This is a genomic window from Phyllobacterium sp. A18/5-2, assembly GCF_025452215.1.
In the GTDB taxonomy this organism is placed as follows: domain Bacteria; phylum Pseudomonadota; class Alphaproteobacteria; order Rhizobiales; family Rhizobiaceae; genus Phyllobacterium; species Phyllobacterium sophorae.
Genome location: NZ_CP104968.1, coordinates 103496 through 119308, shown reverse-complemented (window position 1 = coordinate 119308; position 15813 = coordinate 103496). Strand labels below are relative to the sequence as shown.

Genomic DNA, 15813 nt, shown 5'->3' with positions numbered 1-15813 from the left:
GCGATGGAAAAATTGAAAGTTCTCCTTGGGAGGGACGAACGCTTATGAGCCTACAGAACGAAGCAGCCGGACGCCTGACAACTCATGTGCTCGATACGGCTAGCGGCAAGCCTGCTGCCAAACTCCGGATCGACCTCTTCCGTATCGACGGCGATCGCCTGATGCCTTTGCACAGCACACGCACCAATGAGGACGGACGCTGCAACAAGCCGCTGCTCACCGGCGCGGATATACGTTCGGGCGCCTACGAACTTCGCTTTCACGTCGGAGAGTATTTCGCCAGAGAACCGGTGACTGGCCAAACCCCGTTTCTCGACGTGGTGCCGATCCGCTTCGGGATCGACGACGAAACGGTGCACTACCACGTGCCGCTTCTCGTCGCGCCATTCGGCTACTCAACCTATCGCGGGAGCTGATGGCACATGGAAATCCAGATCCGCAACCGCGTCCGGTTTTTGCTGAACGACAAAATGATCGAGCGGACGGACGTCTCCGCCACGGAAACACTGCTCGACTTTCTCCGGCTTGACCGAAAGTTGCGCGGAACCAAGGAAGGGTGCGCGGAAGGCGATTGTGGCGCGTGCACTGTGCTCGTCGGCCGACTGTTCAACGGCCAGCTCAAATATGAATCGGTGAATGCCTGCATCCGTTTTGTCGGTTCGCTCGATGGCTGTCACGTCGTCACAGTCGAGGCGCTTGCCGGAGCAGACGGATCGCTGCATCCGGTCCAGCAGGCCATGGTCGATACCCACGCTTCCCAATGCGGCTTCTGTACGCCCGGGTTCGTCATGTCGCTGTACGGTTTGTGGATGCAGAATCCAAAACCAAATACGCAGGAGATCGAAAAATCGCTGCAGGGTAATCTTTGCCGCTGCACTGGTTATGCAGCGATCATTCGTGCCGCCGAGAGTGTCTCGGCGGTCGGGGATTTGAAGAAAGATCCCCTGGTTGCTGAACGCGCACGCGTGACCGGACAGCTGCTGGCGTTGAAAGACAGCAAGCGCGTTGCAATTGGCGAGGGCAAGCAACAGCTTGTTCTGCCTGCGAACGTCGATGATTTTGCCGATGTGCTCGAGAACAATACAGGCGCGACCATTGTCGCAGGCTCAACCGATGTCGGCCTCTGGGTGACAAAGTTCATGCGCGAGATCGGGCCGCTCATCTTCGTGTCGCGTCTGGATGAGTTGCGCCAGATCAGCGAAGGCGTGGATGGGTTAACACTCGGGGCAGGTGTCAGTTACACGGACGCCTATCCCTCCATTATTCGCCATTTCCCGCAATTGACGGAATTGTGGAATCGTATCGGCGGAGAGCAGGTTCGCAACATGGGAACGATCGGCGGGAACGTGGCCAATGGTTCGCCAATCGGTGATACGCCCCCAGCCCTGATCGGCCTGGGTGCGAAGGTTCTCTTGCGCAAGGGCAAAATCCGCCGCTCGGTTGCGATCGAGGATTACTTTATTGAATACGGCAAACAGGACCGTTCAGCCGGCGAATTCGTCGAAGCGATCCAGATCCCGTACCTCGGCGCCGATGATCTTTACGGCGTCTACAAGATTTCCAAGCGCCTGGATGAAGATATTTCGTCGGTCTGCGGGGCATTCCGGGTAGGTCTGGATGAACGCGGCCGCGTAAACAGTGCCGTTATTGCGTTCGGCGGCATGGCCGGGACGCCCAAGCGCGCCAAAGCCGTCGAACGAGCATTGACCGGCGCCGTCTGGGACGAAGGGACAATCGAAATGGCAACCGCTGCTTTTTCCGACGATTTCGTGCCGCTGACAGATTGGCGAGCCTCCGCAGAGTATCGTCTGCTGGTGGCGAAGAACCTCCTGCGCCGTTTCTACCTTGAGACAGGCGGAGAGAAGAACGTGCGTTTGAACCGCTATGAAGCGGCGTTCGGGTGAGGAGCGCGCAATGAATTCAATTCAGCCGATCAGCCGTATTCGCGGTGGCGTTCATGAAAAGCAGCCGCATGAATCGGGTCACAAACATGTCTCCGGCTCGGCCGAGTACATCGATGACATACCGGAGCCGTCCGATACGTTGCACGCCTATCTCGGGCTGTCGCAACGCGCACACGCCGAAATCCGGTCTATCAACCTTGAAGAGGTCAGGGCCTGTGCCGGTGTCATCGGAGTTCTCACCGTCGACGATATTCCTGGCCACAACGACGTGAGCCCCGCGGGCAAGCATGATGATCCGGTCTTTGCCATCGGCAAGGTCGAATTCCACGGTCAGCCCATCTTTGCCGTGATCGCTGAAACACGGCAGATTGCGCGGCAGGCAGCCACTAAAGTCAAAATCGAGTATCGCGAACTTGACCATGTCATTGACGTGCTGGAAGCGGAAAAGGCCAATTATCCGCTGGTGATCGATCCGTTAAAGCTAGAGCGCGGCGACATTGCTTCCGGACTTGCGAGCGCCAAGAACCGTCTGAGCGGCGAGATGCGCATCGGGGGGCAAGACCACTTCTACCTGGAAGGTCACATTGCCTTTGCCATACCCGGCGAGGACGATGAGGTCACGGTGTTCTCCTCCACCCAGCATCCAAGTGAGACGCAGCATATGGTCGGCCACGTCCTCGGCGTTCCATCCAACGCTGTGACTGTTAACGTGCGGCGCATGGGTGGTGGTTTCGGCGGTAAGGAAACTCAAGCCAATCTCTTTGCGGCTGTCGCGGCAATCGCGGCCAAGAAATACGGCCGGGCTGTGAAAATCAGGCCAGATCGGGACGACGACATGGTTGCGACGGGCAAGCGCCACGACTTCCATGTGGCCTATGAACTCGGCTTTGATGATGCCGGCCGCATTGAGGCGGTTGATGCCACATTCTCGGCGCGCTGCGGCTTTTTCTGCAGACCTGTCGGGTCCGGTGACCGACCGGGCCCTTTTCCACGCCGACAATTGCTATTTCTATCCGAATGTACGGCTGCGTTCGCGGCCTCTGAAGACCAATACCGTTTCCAATACCGCGTTTCGCGGTTTCGGCGGTCCTCAGGGCATGGTGGGCGGCGAGCGCATGATAGAGGAGATCGCCTATGCGCTTGGCAAGGATCCGCTGGAGATCCGCAAGGCCAATTTCTACGGTGGCGAGGAGCGTAACCTTACGCCGTATCATCAGACTGTCGAAGACAATATCATTCCGCAGATCATCACGGAGCTTGAAGAATCATCTGAATATGCCGCGCGGCGCGAGGCGATCCTCAACTTCAATCGTCACAGCCGGATTATCAAGCGAGGTATAGCATTGACGCCGGTGAAGTTCGGAATTTCCTTCACCAAAACCGAGTATAACCAGGCCGGTGCGCTGGTCCATGTCTATACCGACGGCTCGGTTCATCTCAATCACGGTGGAACCGAAATGGGCCAGGGGCTCTACACCAAAGTGGCGCAGGTGGTTGCCGATGAATTCCAGGTCGACCTCGACCGCATAAAGGTGACCGCAACGACAACCGCGAAGGTACCCAATACTTCTGCTACCGCTGCGTCTTCCGGCTCCGATCTCAACGGCATGGCCGCAGCCAATGCGGCTCAGCAGATCAAGGATCGCCTGGTCCAGTTTGCCATCGAGCAATATGGCGTCACGCGAGAACAGGTTTCCTTCGAGCCGAACATGGTTCGTGTCGGCGAGAGGTTCATTCCATTCCCGGAATTCATCAAATCGGCCTATGGCGCCCGTGTGCAGCTCTCGGCAGCGGGCTTCTACAAGACGCCAAAAATCCATTGGAGCAGGGCAGAGGGCAGGGGCCGTCCATTCTATTATTTCGCCTACGGCGCTTCGGTGTCGGAAGTGAGTATCGATACGCTGACCGGCGAGTATCAGGTCGATCGCTCCGACGTCCTGCACGATGTCGGCAAGTCATTGAACCCTGCACTTGATCTTGGTCAGGTCGAAGGCGCCTTCGTCCAGGGCATGGGCTGGTTGACAACGGAAGAACTATGGTGGGATGCAAAGGGCCGGCTGCGCACGCATGCGCCGTCCACCTACAAGATCCCGCTCGCATCGGACCGGCCGCGCCAGTTCAACGTCAACCTTGCTAACTGGTCGGTCAACCGTGAGGAAACCATCCGTCGCTCCAAGGCTGTCGGCGAGCCGCCCTTCATGCTGGCGATTTCGGTGTTGGAAGCGATTTCCATGGCTGTTGCCAGTGTTGCCGATTATCGCATTTCCCCGCGTCTTGATGCGCCTGCGACACCCGAACGTGTGCTGATGGCGATCGAGCGGTTGAGATCCGCTGGAGCAATTCCAGGAAAAGGTTCAACCGGTTTTCCGTCCGGAATTGCGACAGCGCCATCCGGAAAGTGACGTTCCATGCCAACCAACCGCGAAGACATCAGAGATTTTCTCAACCGGCGGAAGGATGTGGTTCTCGTTGAGGTGAAAGCCGCCGACGGTTCGACGCCGCGCGAAGCTGGAGCCTGGATGCTGGTGGCGGCGGATCGCATTTTCGGCACGATCGGCGGCGGGCAGCTCGAGTACATGGCGATCGACCATGCGCGCAGGGCATTGAACAATGGAGCGGATGCGCAGGCGATAACCATCCCGCTCGGTCCGGAAATCGGCCAGTGCTGTGGTGGCCGCGTTGCGCTTGGTTTCATGTGCGTTGATCAGGGTGTAGCGATGACATTGATCGAGAAGGTCGACCTTGAGATTGCGCAGCGTCCGCATGTCTATGTCTTTGGAGCAGGCCATGTCGGCGACGCGCTGGCCATGGCACTGTCACTGGTACCGCTGCGCGTCATATTGGTTGATACGCGCGAAGACGAACTTTCCGCCACCCAGGTTCCTGGTATAGAGACCTGCCTTACCGCCATGCCAGAAGCGGTTGTCCGCGATGCTCCGCAGGGAAGTGCCTTCGTGGTCCTCACATACGACCACGCACTCGACTTTCTGATCACAGCCGAAGCTCTGGCCAGGGACGATGCGTCTTATGTCGGCATGATCGGATCGAAGACGAAACGCGCAACGTTCCGCAGCTGGCTGACGCGCGAGGTTGGCCGTCCCGAGATTTTTGACAGGCTTGTCTGTCCCGTGGGGGAGCCGCTGTCAAGGACAAACGCCCAAATGTCATAGCGGCACTGGCGGCCGCTGAAATCATGACATCAGCGCTGAATTATCGCCGCAAGCCGGCGGCCGCCGTCAAGGAACGCAAACGCGTTCCGGCATGAGCTATTCAAGCATCGCGCTGACCAGGCGCTGGCAGCGTTCCGTCATGAAATCGATCATCAGCCGCACCTTCGGATCCTGAAATCGCTTGTGCGGGTAGATCGCGGCAAGTTGAATGCTGGCCGGTGGCGTATCCGTGAGGATTGCCCGCAATGTTCCTTCATTCAGATAGCTCTTAACCTCGAAGAGCGGCTTGTTGATGATGCCGCGACCCTCGAGCGCCCATTGTGTCAGCACATCGCCATCATCGGAATCGTAAGGTCCGCTGACTTCAAGCTTGCGCGTGCCTTCCGGCATCTGCAGCGTCCAGAAATATTCCTTGGAACCCGGATAGCGCAAAAGCAGGCAATCATGGTGGGCGGAGATCAGTTCGTCAGGTGTGGCAGGTGTACCCCGCCGCTCGAGGTAATTCGGGGACGCACAGATGACCCGCTCGCAATTCATGATGCCGCGCATGCGCAGATTGGAATCTTCAAGAATGCCGAGCTTGAAAGCGACATCGACGCCTTCGCTCATGATGTCGATATTGTGGTCCGACAGCCTCAGCCGCACTTCAATGTCAGGGTATTTGTCGTGGAATTCAGGAATACCGGATGCAATCAAGCGGCGGCCAATGCCGAGCGGAGCGGTGATGCGGATCGCACCCTTGGGCTTTTTCGACAGGTCGGCAATTGCGGCCTCGGCCTCGTTGATAGCCTCGATGATCTTCACCGCGCCCTCGTAGAATACCCGGCCGTGTTCGGTCGGCGTCAGCTTGCGTGTCGTGCGATTGAAAAGGCGCACGCCAAGATGACGCTCGAGTTCCTTGATGCGATTGCTTGCGACGGCCGGAGAAGCGCGCTGATCGCGCCCGGCAGCAGAGAGGTTTCCAAGTTCGACGACGCGAACGAAAACACGAAGATTATCAAGGTAGGACATGGTTTTCGCTTACCCGCATACACTGTCTGATGATCTAACATTTTAAAGATTTTTTTGAAAGAGATGGGTACATTAGGGTGTTTCACATGAGCATAGGCTTTGGCACATACTCCCTGCGTTAAAAGGGAGCGCCGCATGTACGAATTCGCTATTGCCTGGGACTGGATGAACTTTGCGGTGCGCTGGTTGCATGTCATCACCGGTATCGCCTGGATCGGTTCATCCTTCTATTTCGTCGCGCTCGATCTCGGTCTTCGTCAACGCCCGGGCCTGCCTGCCGGAGCCCATGGCGAGGAGTGGCAGGTGCATGGCGGTGGCTTTTATCACATCCAGAAATATCTGGTGGCGCCGGAGCAGATGCCGGAGCACCTGACATGGTTCAAGTGGGAGTCCTATGCGACGTGGTTATCGGGCTTTGCCATGCTTTGCATCGTCTACTATGCCGGCGCCGATCTCTATCTGATCGATCCGCATGTTCTGGATGTGTCCCGTCCTGTTGCCATCGCGATTTCACTCGCCTCGATCTTCGGCGGCTGGGTCGTCTACGACACGATCTGCAAGTCGCCGCTCGGGAAGAACGATACACGTTTGATGGTTCTGCTTTACTTTGTGCTGGTCGGCATGGCGTGGGGTTATACCCAGCTCTTTACCGGGCGCGCCGCATTCCTGCATCTGGGAGCTTTCACGGCGACCATCATGTCCGCCAACGTGTTCATGATCATCATTCCCAACCAGAAGAAAGTTGTTGCGGACCTCATTGCAGGAAAGGTTCCTGATCCAATGCTTGGCAAGCAGGCCAAGCAGCGCTCCACGCACAACAACTATCTGACCTTGCCTGTGCTGTTCCTGATGCTGTCGAACCATTACCCTCTGGCGTTCGGGACGCAGTATAACTGGATCATTGCATCGCTTGTGTTCCTGATGGGGGTCACGATCCGTCATTGGTTCAATACCCGCCATGCCCGCAAGGGCGAGCCTACCTGGACCTGGCTGGTGACCGCCATCCTGTTCATCGTCATCATGTGGCTGTCCACAGTCCCGAAAATCCTTTCGGGTGAGGGGAGTGAGGAGAAGGTCTCCGCGACCCAACAGCCGTTCATCGCGACTGAAGCCTTTCCCAAGGTGAAGGACACCATTCTTGGCCGCTGTTCGATGTGCCACGCAAAGGAGCCGGGCTGGGAAGGCATCATTGCGCCCCCGAAGGGCGTGGTGCTCGAAACCGATGGCCAGATTGCGGCGCACGCACGTGAGATTTATCTGCAGGCGGGGCGTTCGCATGCGATGCCGCCCGCCAATGTCAGCGGCATTACCGAGGAGGAGCGGCGGCTGCTCGCCAGCTGGTACGAGACCACCGTTCAGGGAGGAACAATCCAATGAGCAAACGACTTTTACGCGGCCGGGTGCTGACTTTCGTCGATGAGCCAAAGAGCATCGACGATCAGTCCGCCTACAGCTATTTCGAGGATGGGGCAGTCCTGATCGACAACGGCAAAATCGTTGAAGCCGGCGAATATGCAGCGATTGCTTCGATTGCCGGCTCGCACGTCGAGATAGTCGATCACCGCCCGCACCTGATCCTGCCGGGCTTCATCGACACCCACCTGCATTTCCCGCAGACTCAGGCGATCGCCTCCTATGGTGCCCAGCTGCTCGAATGGCTCAACACCTACATTTTTGTCGAAGAGCAGAAATTCTCGTCCACCGCCCATGCGGATTTCATTGCCGGACGGTTCATGGACGAACTGCTTCGTAATGGTACGACGTCGGCGGTTGCCTACTGCTCGGTTCACCCGGAAAGTGTCGACGCCTATTTCACCGCCGCCGAAAAGCGCAACATGCTCATGATTGCAGGTAAGGTGATGATGGATCGCAATGCACCCGATGCGCTGCGCGATACCCCGCAGTCCGGCTATGACGACACCAAGGCGCTGATCGCCAAATGGCACGCCCGTGGCCGTGCGCACTATGCCATCAGCCCGCGCTTCGCCATTACATCTACACCGGAACAGATGGACATGAGCCGCGCGTTGGTGCGCGAACATCCGGATTGCTATGTGCAGACGCATCTCTCCGAAAACAAGGACGAGATTGCCTTTGCTACATCGCTCTATCCTTCAGCGAAGGATTACACCGACATTTATGCCAATTATGACCTCCTCGGGTCAAACACGCTGCTCGGTCACTGCATCTTCCTTTCAGACCGGGAGATCTCGGCGCTGGCGGAGACGAGATCGGTCGCTGTCTTTTGCCCGACCTCCAACCTGTTCCTCGGCAGCGGGCTATTTGATCGCGATCGCTTCCGCAACTGCGGTGCCCGCATTTCAGTTGCGACCGATGTTGGTGGCGGGACCAGTTTCTCCATGCTGGAAACAATGAGCGAGGCCTATAAGGTCCTGCATGTGCAGGGACAGCATCTGTCGCCATTTGCCTCCTACTACATGATGACGCTTGGCAATGCGCGTGCCCTTGGCCTCGAAGACCGCATCGGTTCGCTGCATGCCGGTGCGGATGCCGACATCACCATTCTTGACAGCCGGGCCAAGCCGGCAATGGAATTGCGCATGCGCACTGCAACGACGCTGGCCGAAGAACTGTTCATCCTCCAGACCATGGGCGACGACCGGTCGGTCGCTGAAGTTTACGTTGCTGGCAAGCCAATGAAGAGTGGACTGGACAAGCCGGCCTCTACACATGCCCGCACACGGCAGGTAGCCGAATTGCAGACAGCCTGACGATAAGGTGGGAGCGAAATGCTCCCTCCTTATGTTTACCTATAGTTCGTCGGGTCTTCGACCCCCCATCGCCATCGTCAGTTCATCGGCGGTTTGGCGGATGACCGGCCCGAGCACGCCCAATTTGTCCCTGGGCAGCCGAACTGCCGGACCGGAGATCGAAATACCGGCAATCGCTTCGCCGTGCTCGTTGAAGAGCGGCGCCGCGATACACCGCATGCCGAGCGTGTGTTCCTCATCATCGATCGACCAGCCGCGCGTGCGGATCTGTTGAATATCCTTCAACAAAGCAGGAAGTGTATCCAGAGTGTGGTCGGTGAAATGCGTCAGCGACTTGCCGCTGAGCATCTGACCTATATCAGTGTCAGACCAGGTCGAAAGAATAGCCTTGCCGATGCCTGATGCATGAATTGGCCCGCGCCGTCCGGGACGAAAAAACGCGCGCATCGGCGCGTGGCTCTCGATCTGGGAAATGAAGACAACGTCACCTTCATCTTCAATGGCGATATTCGCTGTTTCCCCGCACTCATCCATCAGTCGCTTCAAGAACGGACGGCTGATCGGTCCAAGCTTGCGGTAGCGCAGGAAGGCGTTGCCAATCTCGAAAGCGCGAACACCGATCGTCCAGTCGCCTGATTCCGGATCGTGCGTCAGCATCCCGTGATTGGCGAGCGACGTCAGCAGCCGGTGGACTGTGGAGGGCGCCATGCCGCTATGGTCAGCGAGATCGGTCAGCGTCGAACCATCATTGTCGGCAATGATACCCAGCAGATTGAGGCTGCGATCCAAGACCTGGACGGAGGAGGGTGCCGAGTTTTCTCCAGCCTTCCGGCCTCGTTTTCCTTTCAATGATGTCGATTGCGAAGCCATGGATTCCCCGGTGTCCCGTTTCATTCAGCTCCCCTTGGCATAGCCGCCATCGTTTCATTTTACCAGTTTTGTTGAAAATGTTTATTTCCATATGGTGGGAATGATTTCCATATACTTGTTGAGCAGCACTGAAAATGGGGTATGCTCTCATGAAATCTGGAGGAATGACCATGACCAAAATGCGTGCCGTCGATGCTGCAGTTCGTATCCTGGAGAAGGAGGGGAATTGATTGTGCCTTTGGCGTACCGGGTGCCGCCATCAACCCATTCTATTCGGCGCTTAAGGCACGCGGGTCAGTTCGGCATATTCTCGCGCGTCATGTTGAAGGTGCTTCCCATATGGCGGAGGGTTATACCCGCGCTGAGCCTGGGAATATCGGTGTTTGCATTGGCACCTCTGGACCGGCAGGAACCGATATGATCACTGGCCTTTATTCTGCATCAGCAGATTCAATTCCGATCCTCTGCATCACAGGGCAAGCGCCACGTGCGCGCCTCGATAAGGAAGATTTTCAAGCCGTCGATATCGCGTCGATTGCCAAGCCCGTGACCAAATGGGCGGTGACGGTCATGGAGCCTGGACTCGTTCCCTATGTATTCCAGAAGGCCTTTCACATCATGCGCTCCGGGCGTCCGGGTCCCGTGCTGATCGATCTGCCACTCGATGTTCAACTGGCGGAAATCGAATTCGATCCCGATACTTATGAGCCACTGGAACCTTACAAGCCCGCAGCGACGAGGGCGCAGGTCGAGAAGGCGCTCACGATGCTCAATGAGGCAGAGCGGCCATTGATCGTTGCCGGCGGCGGCATCATCAATGCCGATGCTTCTGACTTGCTGGTTGAATTTGCTGAAATTACTGGCGTCCCTGTTATCCCGACTCTCATGGGTTGGGGTACAATTCCCGACGATCATCGTCTGATGGCGGGGATGTGCGGCCTGCAGACATCGCATCGCTACGGCAATGCGACCATGCTTGCGTCTGACTTCGTTCTTGGAATAGGCAATCGCTGGGCCAATCGCCACACCGGCAATGTTGCGACCTATACAGAGGGAAGAAAATTCATTCACGTGGACATCGAGCCGACACAGATCGGACGGGTGTTTTCGCCGGATTTCGGTATCGTGTCCGATGCAGGCAAGGCTTTGAAGCTTTTCCTCGACGTTGCGACCGAGTGGAAGACTGCGGGCAAATTGCGTGACTGGTCCAAATGGGCAGGGGAATGCCGGGACCGCAAGCGGACGATGTTGCGCAAGACCCATTTCGATCAGACCCCGCTGAAGCCTCAACGCGTCTATGAGGAGATGAACAAGGTCTTCGGCCGTGAAACCTGCTACGTCACGACCATCGGTCTGAGCCAGATCGCCGGAGCGCAGTTCCTGCACGTCTACAAGCCGCGCAACTGGATCAATTGCGGTCAGGCCGGACCCCTCGGCTGGACCCTGCCCGCTGCGCTTGGTGTTCGTGCTGCCGATCCGAACCGGCCGATCGTAGCGCTTTCGGGTGACTATGATTTCCAGTTCATGATCGAGGAGCTGGCAGTCGGCGCGCAGCATAAGCTGCCCTACCTGCATGTTGTCGTGAACAACTCCTACCTGGGCCTGATCCGACAGGCACAGCGCGGTTTTGACATGGATTTCGAGGTGAGTCTCGCCTTCGACAATATCAACGCGTCGGGCGATGCAGAGAAGGGCTACGGGGTTGATCATGTGGCCGTCGCGGAGGGACTTGGATGCAAGGCCATCCGTGTCCGCAGTCCCAACCAGTTCGCCGGCGCATTTGCCGAGGCGCAGGCTCTGATGGACGAGCATCAGGTACCGGTTGTGATCGAGTTCATCCTGGAGCGTGTTACCAACGTCTCCATGGGGGCGGATATCAACGCGGTCGTCGAGTTCGAGGACCTTGCCGAGCACAACGAGGATGTGCCGACTGCGGTCTGCGCATATCTCGACTGACAACGCAATTCAACCGGGAGGCATGCATGCCCAAGTTCGCCGCAAATTTGACGATGCTCTTCAATGAGGTCCCATTCATGGAGCGCTTTGCGCTTGCCAGCGAGGCAGGATTTGAAGCTGTCGAGTACCTCTTTCCATATGACTATAAAGTCGAGGAACTGAGGCATGAGCTGGCCGAAAACCAGCTGGACCAGGTCCTTCACAACCTCCCCGCCGGCAATTGGGGAGCAGGCGAACGCGGTATCGCCGTGTTGCCGGACCGCATTGATGAATTCCGGCGTGGTGTCGCCACAGCGATTGACTATGCAACCGCACTGGGCTGCAAACAGATCAACTGTCTCTCAGGCATCGCCCCCAATGGATTGGCGGACGATATCCTGCGCACGACCCTGGTTCACAATTTGAGGCTCGCTGCACAGGAGCTTGCCAAATATGACATCCGGCTGCTCATTGAACCTATCAACAATTACGATATTCCCGGATTTTATCTGAATACGGTCGAGCAGGCGGCTTCGATCATCGAAGAGGTCGGCAGCAAAAACCTCTTCATTCAGTATGACCTTTACCACCAGCAGCGAACCCGCGGTGAACTTGTGGCCACGTATGAGCGGCATAAACAGCTCATTGCGCACATCCAGCTTGCGGATAATCCGGGACGAAATGAGCCTGGTACGGGGGAGATCAATTATCCATTCGTGTTCGCGGCGTTGGATCACGCCGGTTACGACGGCTGGATCGGCTGCGAATACAAACCAAAAACAGAAACGCAACGCGGGCTTGGCTGGCTGAACGAATTGTCAGCGGCACAAAAGCCGGCAGAGATAATCAGGATGAGGAGCTGAGCATGGCGGATATAGGATTTATTGGGTTGGGGATCATGGGCACGCCTATGGCGCGTCATTTACAGGACGCCGGACACGACCTTTATACATCGAAATTCTTTATCGAGCCAAAGCAGGAGCTGCTGGATAACGGTCTGAAGATTGTTGAAAGCCCGAAGGCCCTGGCCGAGAAGACCGACATCATCATCCTGATGCTGCCAGATACACCAGAGGTGAAGGACGTTCTCTTTGGCGAAAACGGCGTATTGTTCGGACTGGCGCCGGGTAAGCTGGTCATCGACATGAGCTCGATATCGCCGATCGAAACCAAGGAATTCGCCAAGAGGGTTCGTGACACCGGCAGCGAATATATCGATGCACCGGTTTCTGGCGGCGAAGTCGGTGCCAAGAACGCCACACTAAGCATTATGGCTGGCGGTGCGCAAAGCGCCTTCGACCGTGCCTTGCCTCTGCTCAAGCTGATGGGAAAGAATATCACGCTGGTTGGCGATTGCGGCGATGGTCAGGTCACGAAGGTTGCCAACCAGATCATCGTGGCGCTGACGATCGAGGCCATCTCGGAGGCCCTCGTTCTTGCGTCGAAAGCGGGTGCCGATCCTGCCCGGGTACGCGAGGCATTGATGGGCGGATTTGCCTCCTCGCGCATTCTTGAATTGCATGGCGAGCGCATGATCAAGCGCACATTCGAGCCCGGCTTCCGGATTTCGCTGCATCAGAAGGACCTTAACCTTGCTTTGCAAAGTGCAAAGACACTTGGCGTATCGTTGCCCAATACGGCATCGACGCAGGAGCTTTTCAACAGCTGCGCTGCCAATGGCGACAGCGGACTCGATCATTCCAGCCTGGTGAAGGCGCTCGAGCGCATAGCCAATCATCAGGTTGCATGATCGCCTTCTCCCAACCGGCAGTGACGCGGTTTCGCGTCACTGGCTCGCCTGGTTCTGCGGGAAACGGGCAGGGATGAGGGGGCGGCAATGCCGACTGTCACGATAACGTTCGCGCCGGTTGGAGGTAGATGTTTAGACGCGATTGGCAGGCAGCTCGAACGTAGAACTTTTTTCGTCCTGTTCGACCTTTTGAAATCCAATCACAGCGAACCATCGATCAACGTCCGGATGTTTGCTCCAGCTTATCGAGCGGATTGGGATGTTGCCGCACAGCTGCTGAATTTTCTGAATGTGCCGTTTGCAGAATCGGACGGACTTGGCACTGAAGAATTCTTCATCGGCCGCAAATGATGTGTAAGCAATACCGTCTTCTTCGTGCCAGGTTATGACGGCCAAGGTCTTGTTTCCATCCAGCAATGCATGTCCACGTCCCTCTCGAAGATCCATCAGGAGCTTCTCATGGGCTTTGCTGCCGGTCTCGCCGGCCTTTGCGTGCTCCTGGCTTATTCTCTCGGCAAGGTGGTCGAAGACGTGGCTGAGATCTTGGGGAGTGGCGGTCCTGGCTTCCATCTGACTTCTCCAAAGCGTTCCCATAGAACTCCTTTACTGCGGATTTGTCCATGCACGTTAGTGACACTGCCGGCTTCCGCGGGAACGCGCCGCAAGGAGGATGGCCAGCTTGCGGGCGGCGGAAGATGTATGGCAGGCAGGTTTCTGCGCCCCATGAGCGGCGAGAACGGCAACATCGAATTCTTGCAGAAAGGCTTGAAAGACGCGCTCAACATACTTCACCGGCCGACGCGAGCGCCAGTTGGCGAACGCGCGCCTGCACAAACGCTTTAGTCAGCGCATTCCTCCGCCCTTCGGCGAGCGAAGCACGCCGCTTCAGCAGTAAGCCAGCGATCTGTCGCTGGCGCTATCTGTCCAATATGTCACGCAACCGGGCAAAGATGCCGCGCGGTCGGCCGGCAAGCGCTTTGCGGATGTGGTAGGCGGCCGTACCAGCGCTAACCGTCGCGCCGAAATGGCAATAGCAGATGACCCTGTGCAGTTGATGATCGGTGAGTTCGAAAAACTGCTTCGCTTCGCCATAACTGTCGTTTTCCAACCCGGCTGCCCGAAGGACTGGATCCTGGAATGCTACAGTGATCGGCGAGTCATCGCTGCGCATGGCTGCGCGATCCCTGGCCGGCTGATACTCGGTCTGGTTGAGTGTCGAGAGGCGGCGATCAGGATTCTGTTCGAGGAGCTCCACCCAGCGTTCAAGGCGTTCATTGCGCGTCATTGCCGGGCGCGGGTATTCCTGATCGACCTCGGCGGCGCTCTGCAGTTGCGAGAGTGCATGGTGCTTCATATTGGCCTCCTACTCTAACGAAAGTTGGTCCGCCCATTTCCGGTTATACCCGACTTAAGCCTGACTCCAGAGGGTCGTTAAGTCCAATCACGATCAGGCCTTGACGTTTTCGTTCACGAAAACGTGCAGGCTTCGTCGATGCCGCGACTGTTCTTGATGTCAGTTTGGACGCGTACGTATATCCGTTGGAGACCTCAGTCCCATTTGGGATTGCCCAAGGCATTCAACGGTATTTTGAGATAACGCTGGCCGTTGGCTTCGGCTTCGGGCAACCGTCCCCCATTCATGTTGATCTGGAGAGCGGCCAGAATGAGCTTGGGCATCGGCAGGGTCTTATCCCGCGCTTGCCTCATGGCTACAAATTCCGTCGCAGATTTGCAGCGCGAGATATGGATGTTGCTTGATTTCTGTTCGGCGACGGTGCTTTCCCACTGGGGGTCCCGGCCACCGGGCTGATAGTCATGACCGACGAACACTCTGGTCCCGTCCGGTAAGGCGAGGATGGCTTCGATCGATCGCCACAGCTGCTCTGCGCTGCCACCCGGAAAATCGGTGCGTGCGGTCCCGCCGTCAGGCATGAACATGGTGTCGTGAACGAAAGCGGCATCGCCAATCACATATGTGATCGACGCAAGAGTGTGACCCGGGGAGAACATTACCGTCGCATCAAGCTCACCGATGTTGAATCGGTCGCCGGCCATGAAAAGCCTGTCCCACTGAGAGCCGTCGGCGTCAAAATCCGGCCAGTTGTAGAGCTTTTTCCACAGGGCCTGTACCTCAACGATGTGGCTTCCGATCGCTGTCGCCGCTCCCGTTTTTGATCGCAGATATTGAGCCGCGGAAAAGTGGTCCGCATGCGGATGCGTTTCCAGAATCCATTCGACCGTCAATCCGTTCGCGTCCACATGATGCAGGATATGATCTGCGTTGACAGTTGCAGTCGCTCCCGACTTTTCGTCGAAGTCGAGAACGGCGTCAATTATGGCGCAATGTCTGGTTTCTGGATCAGTAACGACATATTGCACGGAACTGGTCCGCTTGTCGAAAAATGCATGAACGTCCGGCTTTATGGCGGCTTCTATCACTT

At 57.1% G+C, this 15813-nt stretch carries 11 protein-coding genes and 3 pseudogenes; 9 read left to right on the top strand and 5 right to left on the bottom strand.

Annotation, left to right across the window (positions count from 1 at the left end; translation table 11 throughout):
- Positions 1 to 44 precede the first annotated feature (44 nt).
- From uraH to xdhC, 4 genes and pseudogenes are all read left to right on the top strand, one after another.
- Positions 45 to 416: a hydroxyisourate hydrolase gene (uraH, locus tag N8E89_RS26980; RefSeq protein WP_262263601.1), complete on the top strand. Its 372-nt coding sequence runs from the start codon at positions 45 to 47 to the stop codon at positions 414 to 416.
- 6 nt (positions 417 to 422) lie between these two features.
- Entirely contained in the window at positions 423 to 1904 is a 1482-nt protein-coding gene (gene xdhA / locus N8E89_RS26975) for a xanthine dehydrogenase small subunit (RefSeq protein ID WP_262263600.1), read from the top strand.
- A gap of 10 nt (positions 1905 to 1914) precedes the next feature.
- Positions 1915 to 4306: pseudogene (gene xdhB, locus N8E89_RS26970) on the top strand (xanthine dehydrogenase molybdopterin binding subunit).
- 6 nt (positions 4307 to 4312) lie between these two features.
- Positions 4313 to 5169, top strand: a pseudogene (gene xdhC, locus N8E89_RS26965) (xanthine dehydrogenase accessory protein XdhC).
- Position 5170: 1 nt separating this feature from the next.
- Here xdhC and N8E89_RS26960 read toward each other — a convergent pair.
- A complete protein-coding gene (locus N8E89_RS26960; RefSeq protein ID WP_106665676.1) occupies positions 5171 to 6085 on the bottom strand; it encodes a LysR family transcriptional regulator in 915 nt (304 codons plus the stop codon).
- Between the two features lie 135 nt (positions 6086 to 6220).
- On the opposite strand from N8E89_RS26960, the gene N8E89_RS26955 reads away from it, so the two are divergent.
- Together N8E89_RS26955 and guaD are read left to right on the top strand one after the other, a co-directional pair.
- Positions 6221 to 7462 carry a urate hydroxylase PuuD gene (locus N8E89_RS26955; RefSeq protein ID WP_262263599.1) on the top strand — a complete coding sequence of 414 codons (1242 nt, stop codon included), beginning with the start codon at positions 6221 to 6223 and terminating at the stop codon, positions 7460 to 7462.
- A complete protein-coding gene (gene guaD, locus N8E89_RS26950; protein WP_262263598.1) occupies positions 7459 to 8817 on the top strand; it encodes a guanine deaminase in 1359 nt (452 codons plus the stop codon). Before N8E89_RS26955 ends, guaD begins: the two co-directional genes overlap by 4 nt.
- Before the next feature lie 39 nt (positions 8818 to 8856).
- Here the strand turns inward: guaD and N8E89_RS26945 are convergent, their stop codons facing one another.
- On the bottom strand, positions 8857 to 9711 hold the full coding sequence (locus N8E89_RS26945) for an IclR family transcriptional regulator (protein ID WP_262263597.1): 855 nt from the start codon (positions 9709 to 9711) through the stop codon (positions 8857 to 8859).
- A gap of 146 nt (positions 9712 to 9857) precedes the next feature.
- Between N8E89_RS26945 and gcl the strand changes: the two are divergent.
- From gcl to N8E89_RS26930, 3 genes and pseudogenes are all read left to right on the top strand, one after another.
- Positions 9858 to 11643: pseudogene (gcl, locus tag N8E89_RS26940) on the top strand (glyoxylate carboligase).
- A gap of 26 nt (positions 11644 to 11669) precedes the next feature.
- Positions 11670 to 12485 carry a hydroxypyruvate isomerase gene (gene hyi / locus N8E89_RS26935; protein WP_262263596.1) on the top strand — a complete coding sequence of 272 codons (816 nt, stop codon included), beginning with the start codon at positions 11670 to 11672 and terminating at the stop codon, positions 12483 to 12485.
- A gap of 2 nt (positions 12486 to 12487) precedes the next feature.
- The gene (locus N8E89_RS26930) at positions 12488 to 13372 is read left to right on the top strand and encodes a 2-hydroxy-3-oxopropionate reductase (protein WP_262263595.1); all 885 of its coding nucleotides are present in this window, start codon (positions 12488 to 12490) and stop codon (positions 13370 to 13372) included.
- Between the two features lie 132 nt (positions 13373 to 13504).
- On the opposite strand, the gene N8E89_RS26925 is transcribed toward N8E89_RS26930, so the two are convergent.
- From N8E89_RS26925 to N8E89_RS26915, 3 genes are all read right to left on the bottom strand, one after another.
- Entirely contained in the window at positions 13505 to 13942 is a 438-nt protein-coding gene (locus tag N8E89_RS26925) for a hypothetical protein (RefSeq protein ID WP_112760363.1), read from the bottom strand.
- 346 nt (positions 13943 to 14288) lie between these two features.
- A complete protein-coding gene (locus N8E89_RS26920) occupies positions 14289 to 14726 on the bottom strand; it encodes a hypothetical protein (RefSeq protein WP_262263594.1) in 438 nt (145 codons plus the stop codon).
- Positions 14727 to 14920: 194 nt separating this feature from the next.
- Positions 14921 to 15811 (bottom strand): MBL fold metallo-hydrolase, encoded by an 891-nt coding sequence (locus tag N8E89_RS26915; protein WP_262263593.1) that lies wholly within the window; start codon positions 15809 to 15811, stop codon positions 14921 to 14923.
- Between the last annotated feature and the right edge of the window lie 2 nt (positions 15812 to 15813).

Bases quoted from the DNA above. Each gene is read 5' to 3' on its own strand.
- uraH (WP_262263601.1), top strand. From the start codon at position 45: ATGAGCCTACAGAACGAAGCAGCCGGACGCCTGACAACTCATGTGCTC.
- xdhA (WP_262263600.1), top strand. From the start codon at position 423: ATGGAAATCCAGATCCGCAACCGCGTCCGGTTTTTGCTGAACGACAAA.
- N8E89_RS26960 (WP_106665676.1), bottom strand. From the start codon at position 6,085: ATGTCCTACCTTGATAATCTTCGTGTTTTCGTTCGCGTCGTCGAACTT.
- N8E89_RS26955 (WP_262263599.1), top strand. From the start codon at position 6,221: ATGTACGAATTCGCTATTGCCTGGGACTGGATGAACTTTGCGGTGCGC.
- guaD (WP_262263598.1), top strand. From the start codon at position 7,459: ATGAGCAAACGACTTTTACGCGGCCGGGTGCTGACTTTCGTCGATGAG.
- N8E89_RS26945 (WP_262263597.1), bottom strand. From the start codon at position 9,711: ATGAAACGGGACACCGGGGAATCCATGGCTTCGCAATCGACATCATTG.
- hyi (WP_262263596.1), top strand. From the start codon at position 11,670: ATGCCCAAGTTCGCCGCAAATTTGACGATGCTCTTCAATGAGGTCCCA.
- N8E89_RS26930 (WP_262263595.1), top strand. From the start codon at position 12,488: ATGGCGGATATAGGATTTATTGGGTTGGGGATCATGGGCACGCCTATG.
- N8E89_RS26925 (WP_112760363.1), bottom strand. From the start codon at position 13,942: ATGGAAGCCAGGACCGCCACTCCCCAAGATCTCAGCCACGTCTTCGAC.
- N8E89_RS26920 (WP_262263594.1), bottom strand. From the start codon at position 14,726: ATGAAGCACCATGCACTCTCGCAACTGCAGAGCGCCGCCGAGGTCGAT.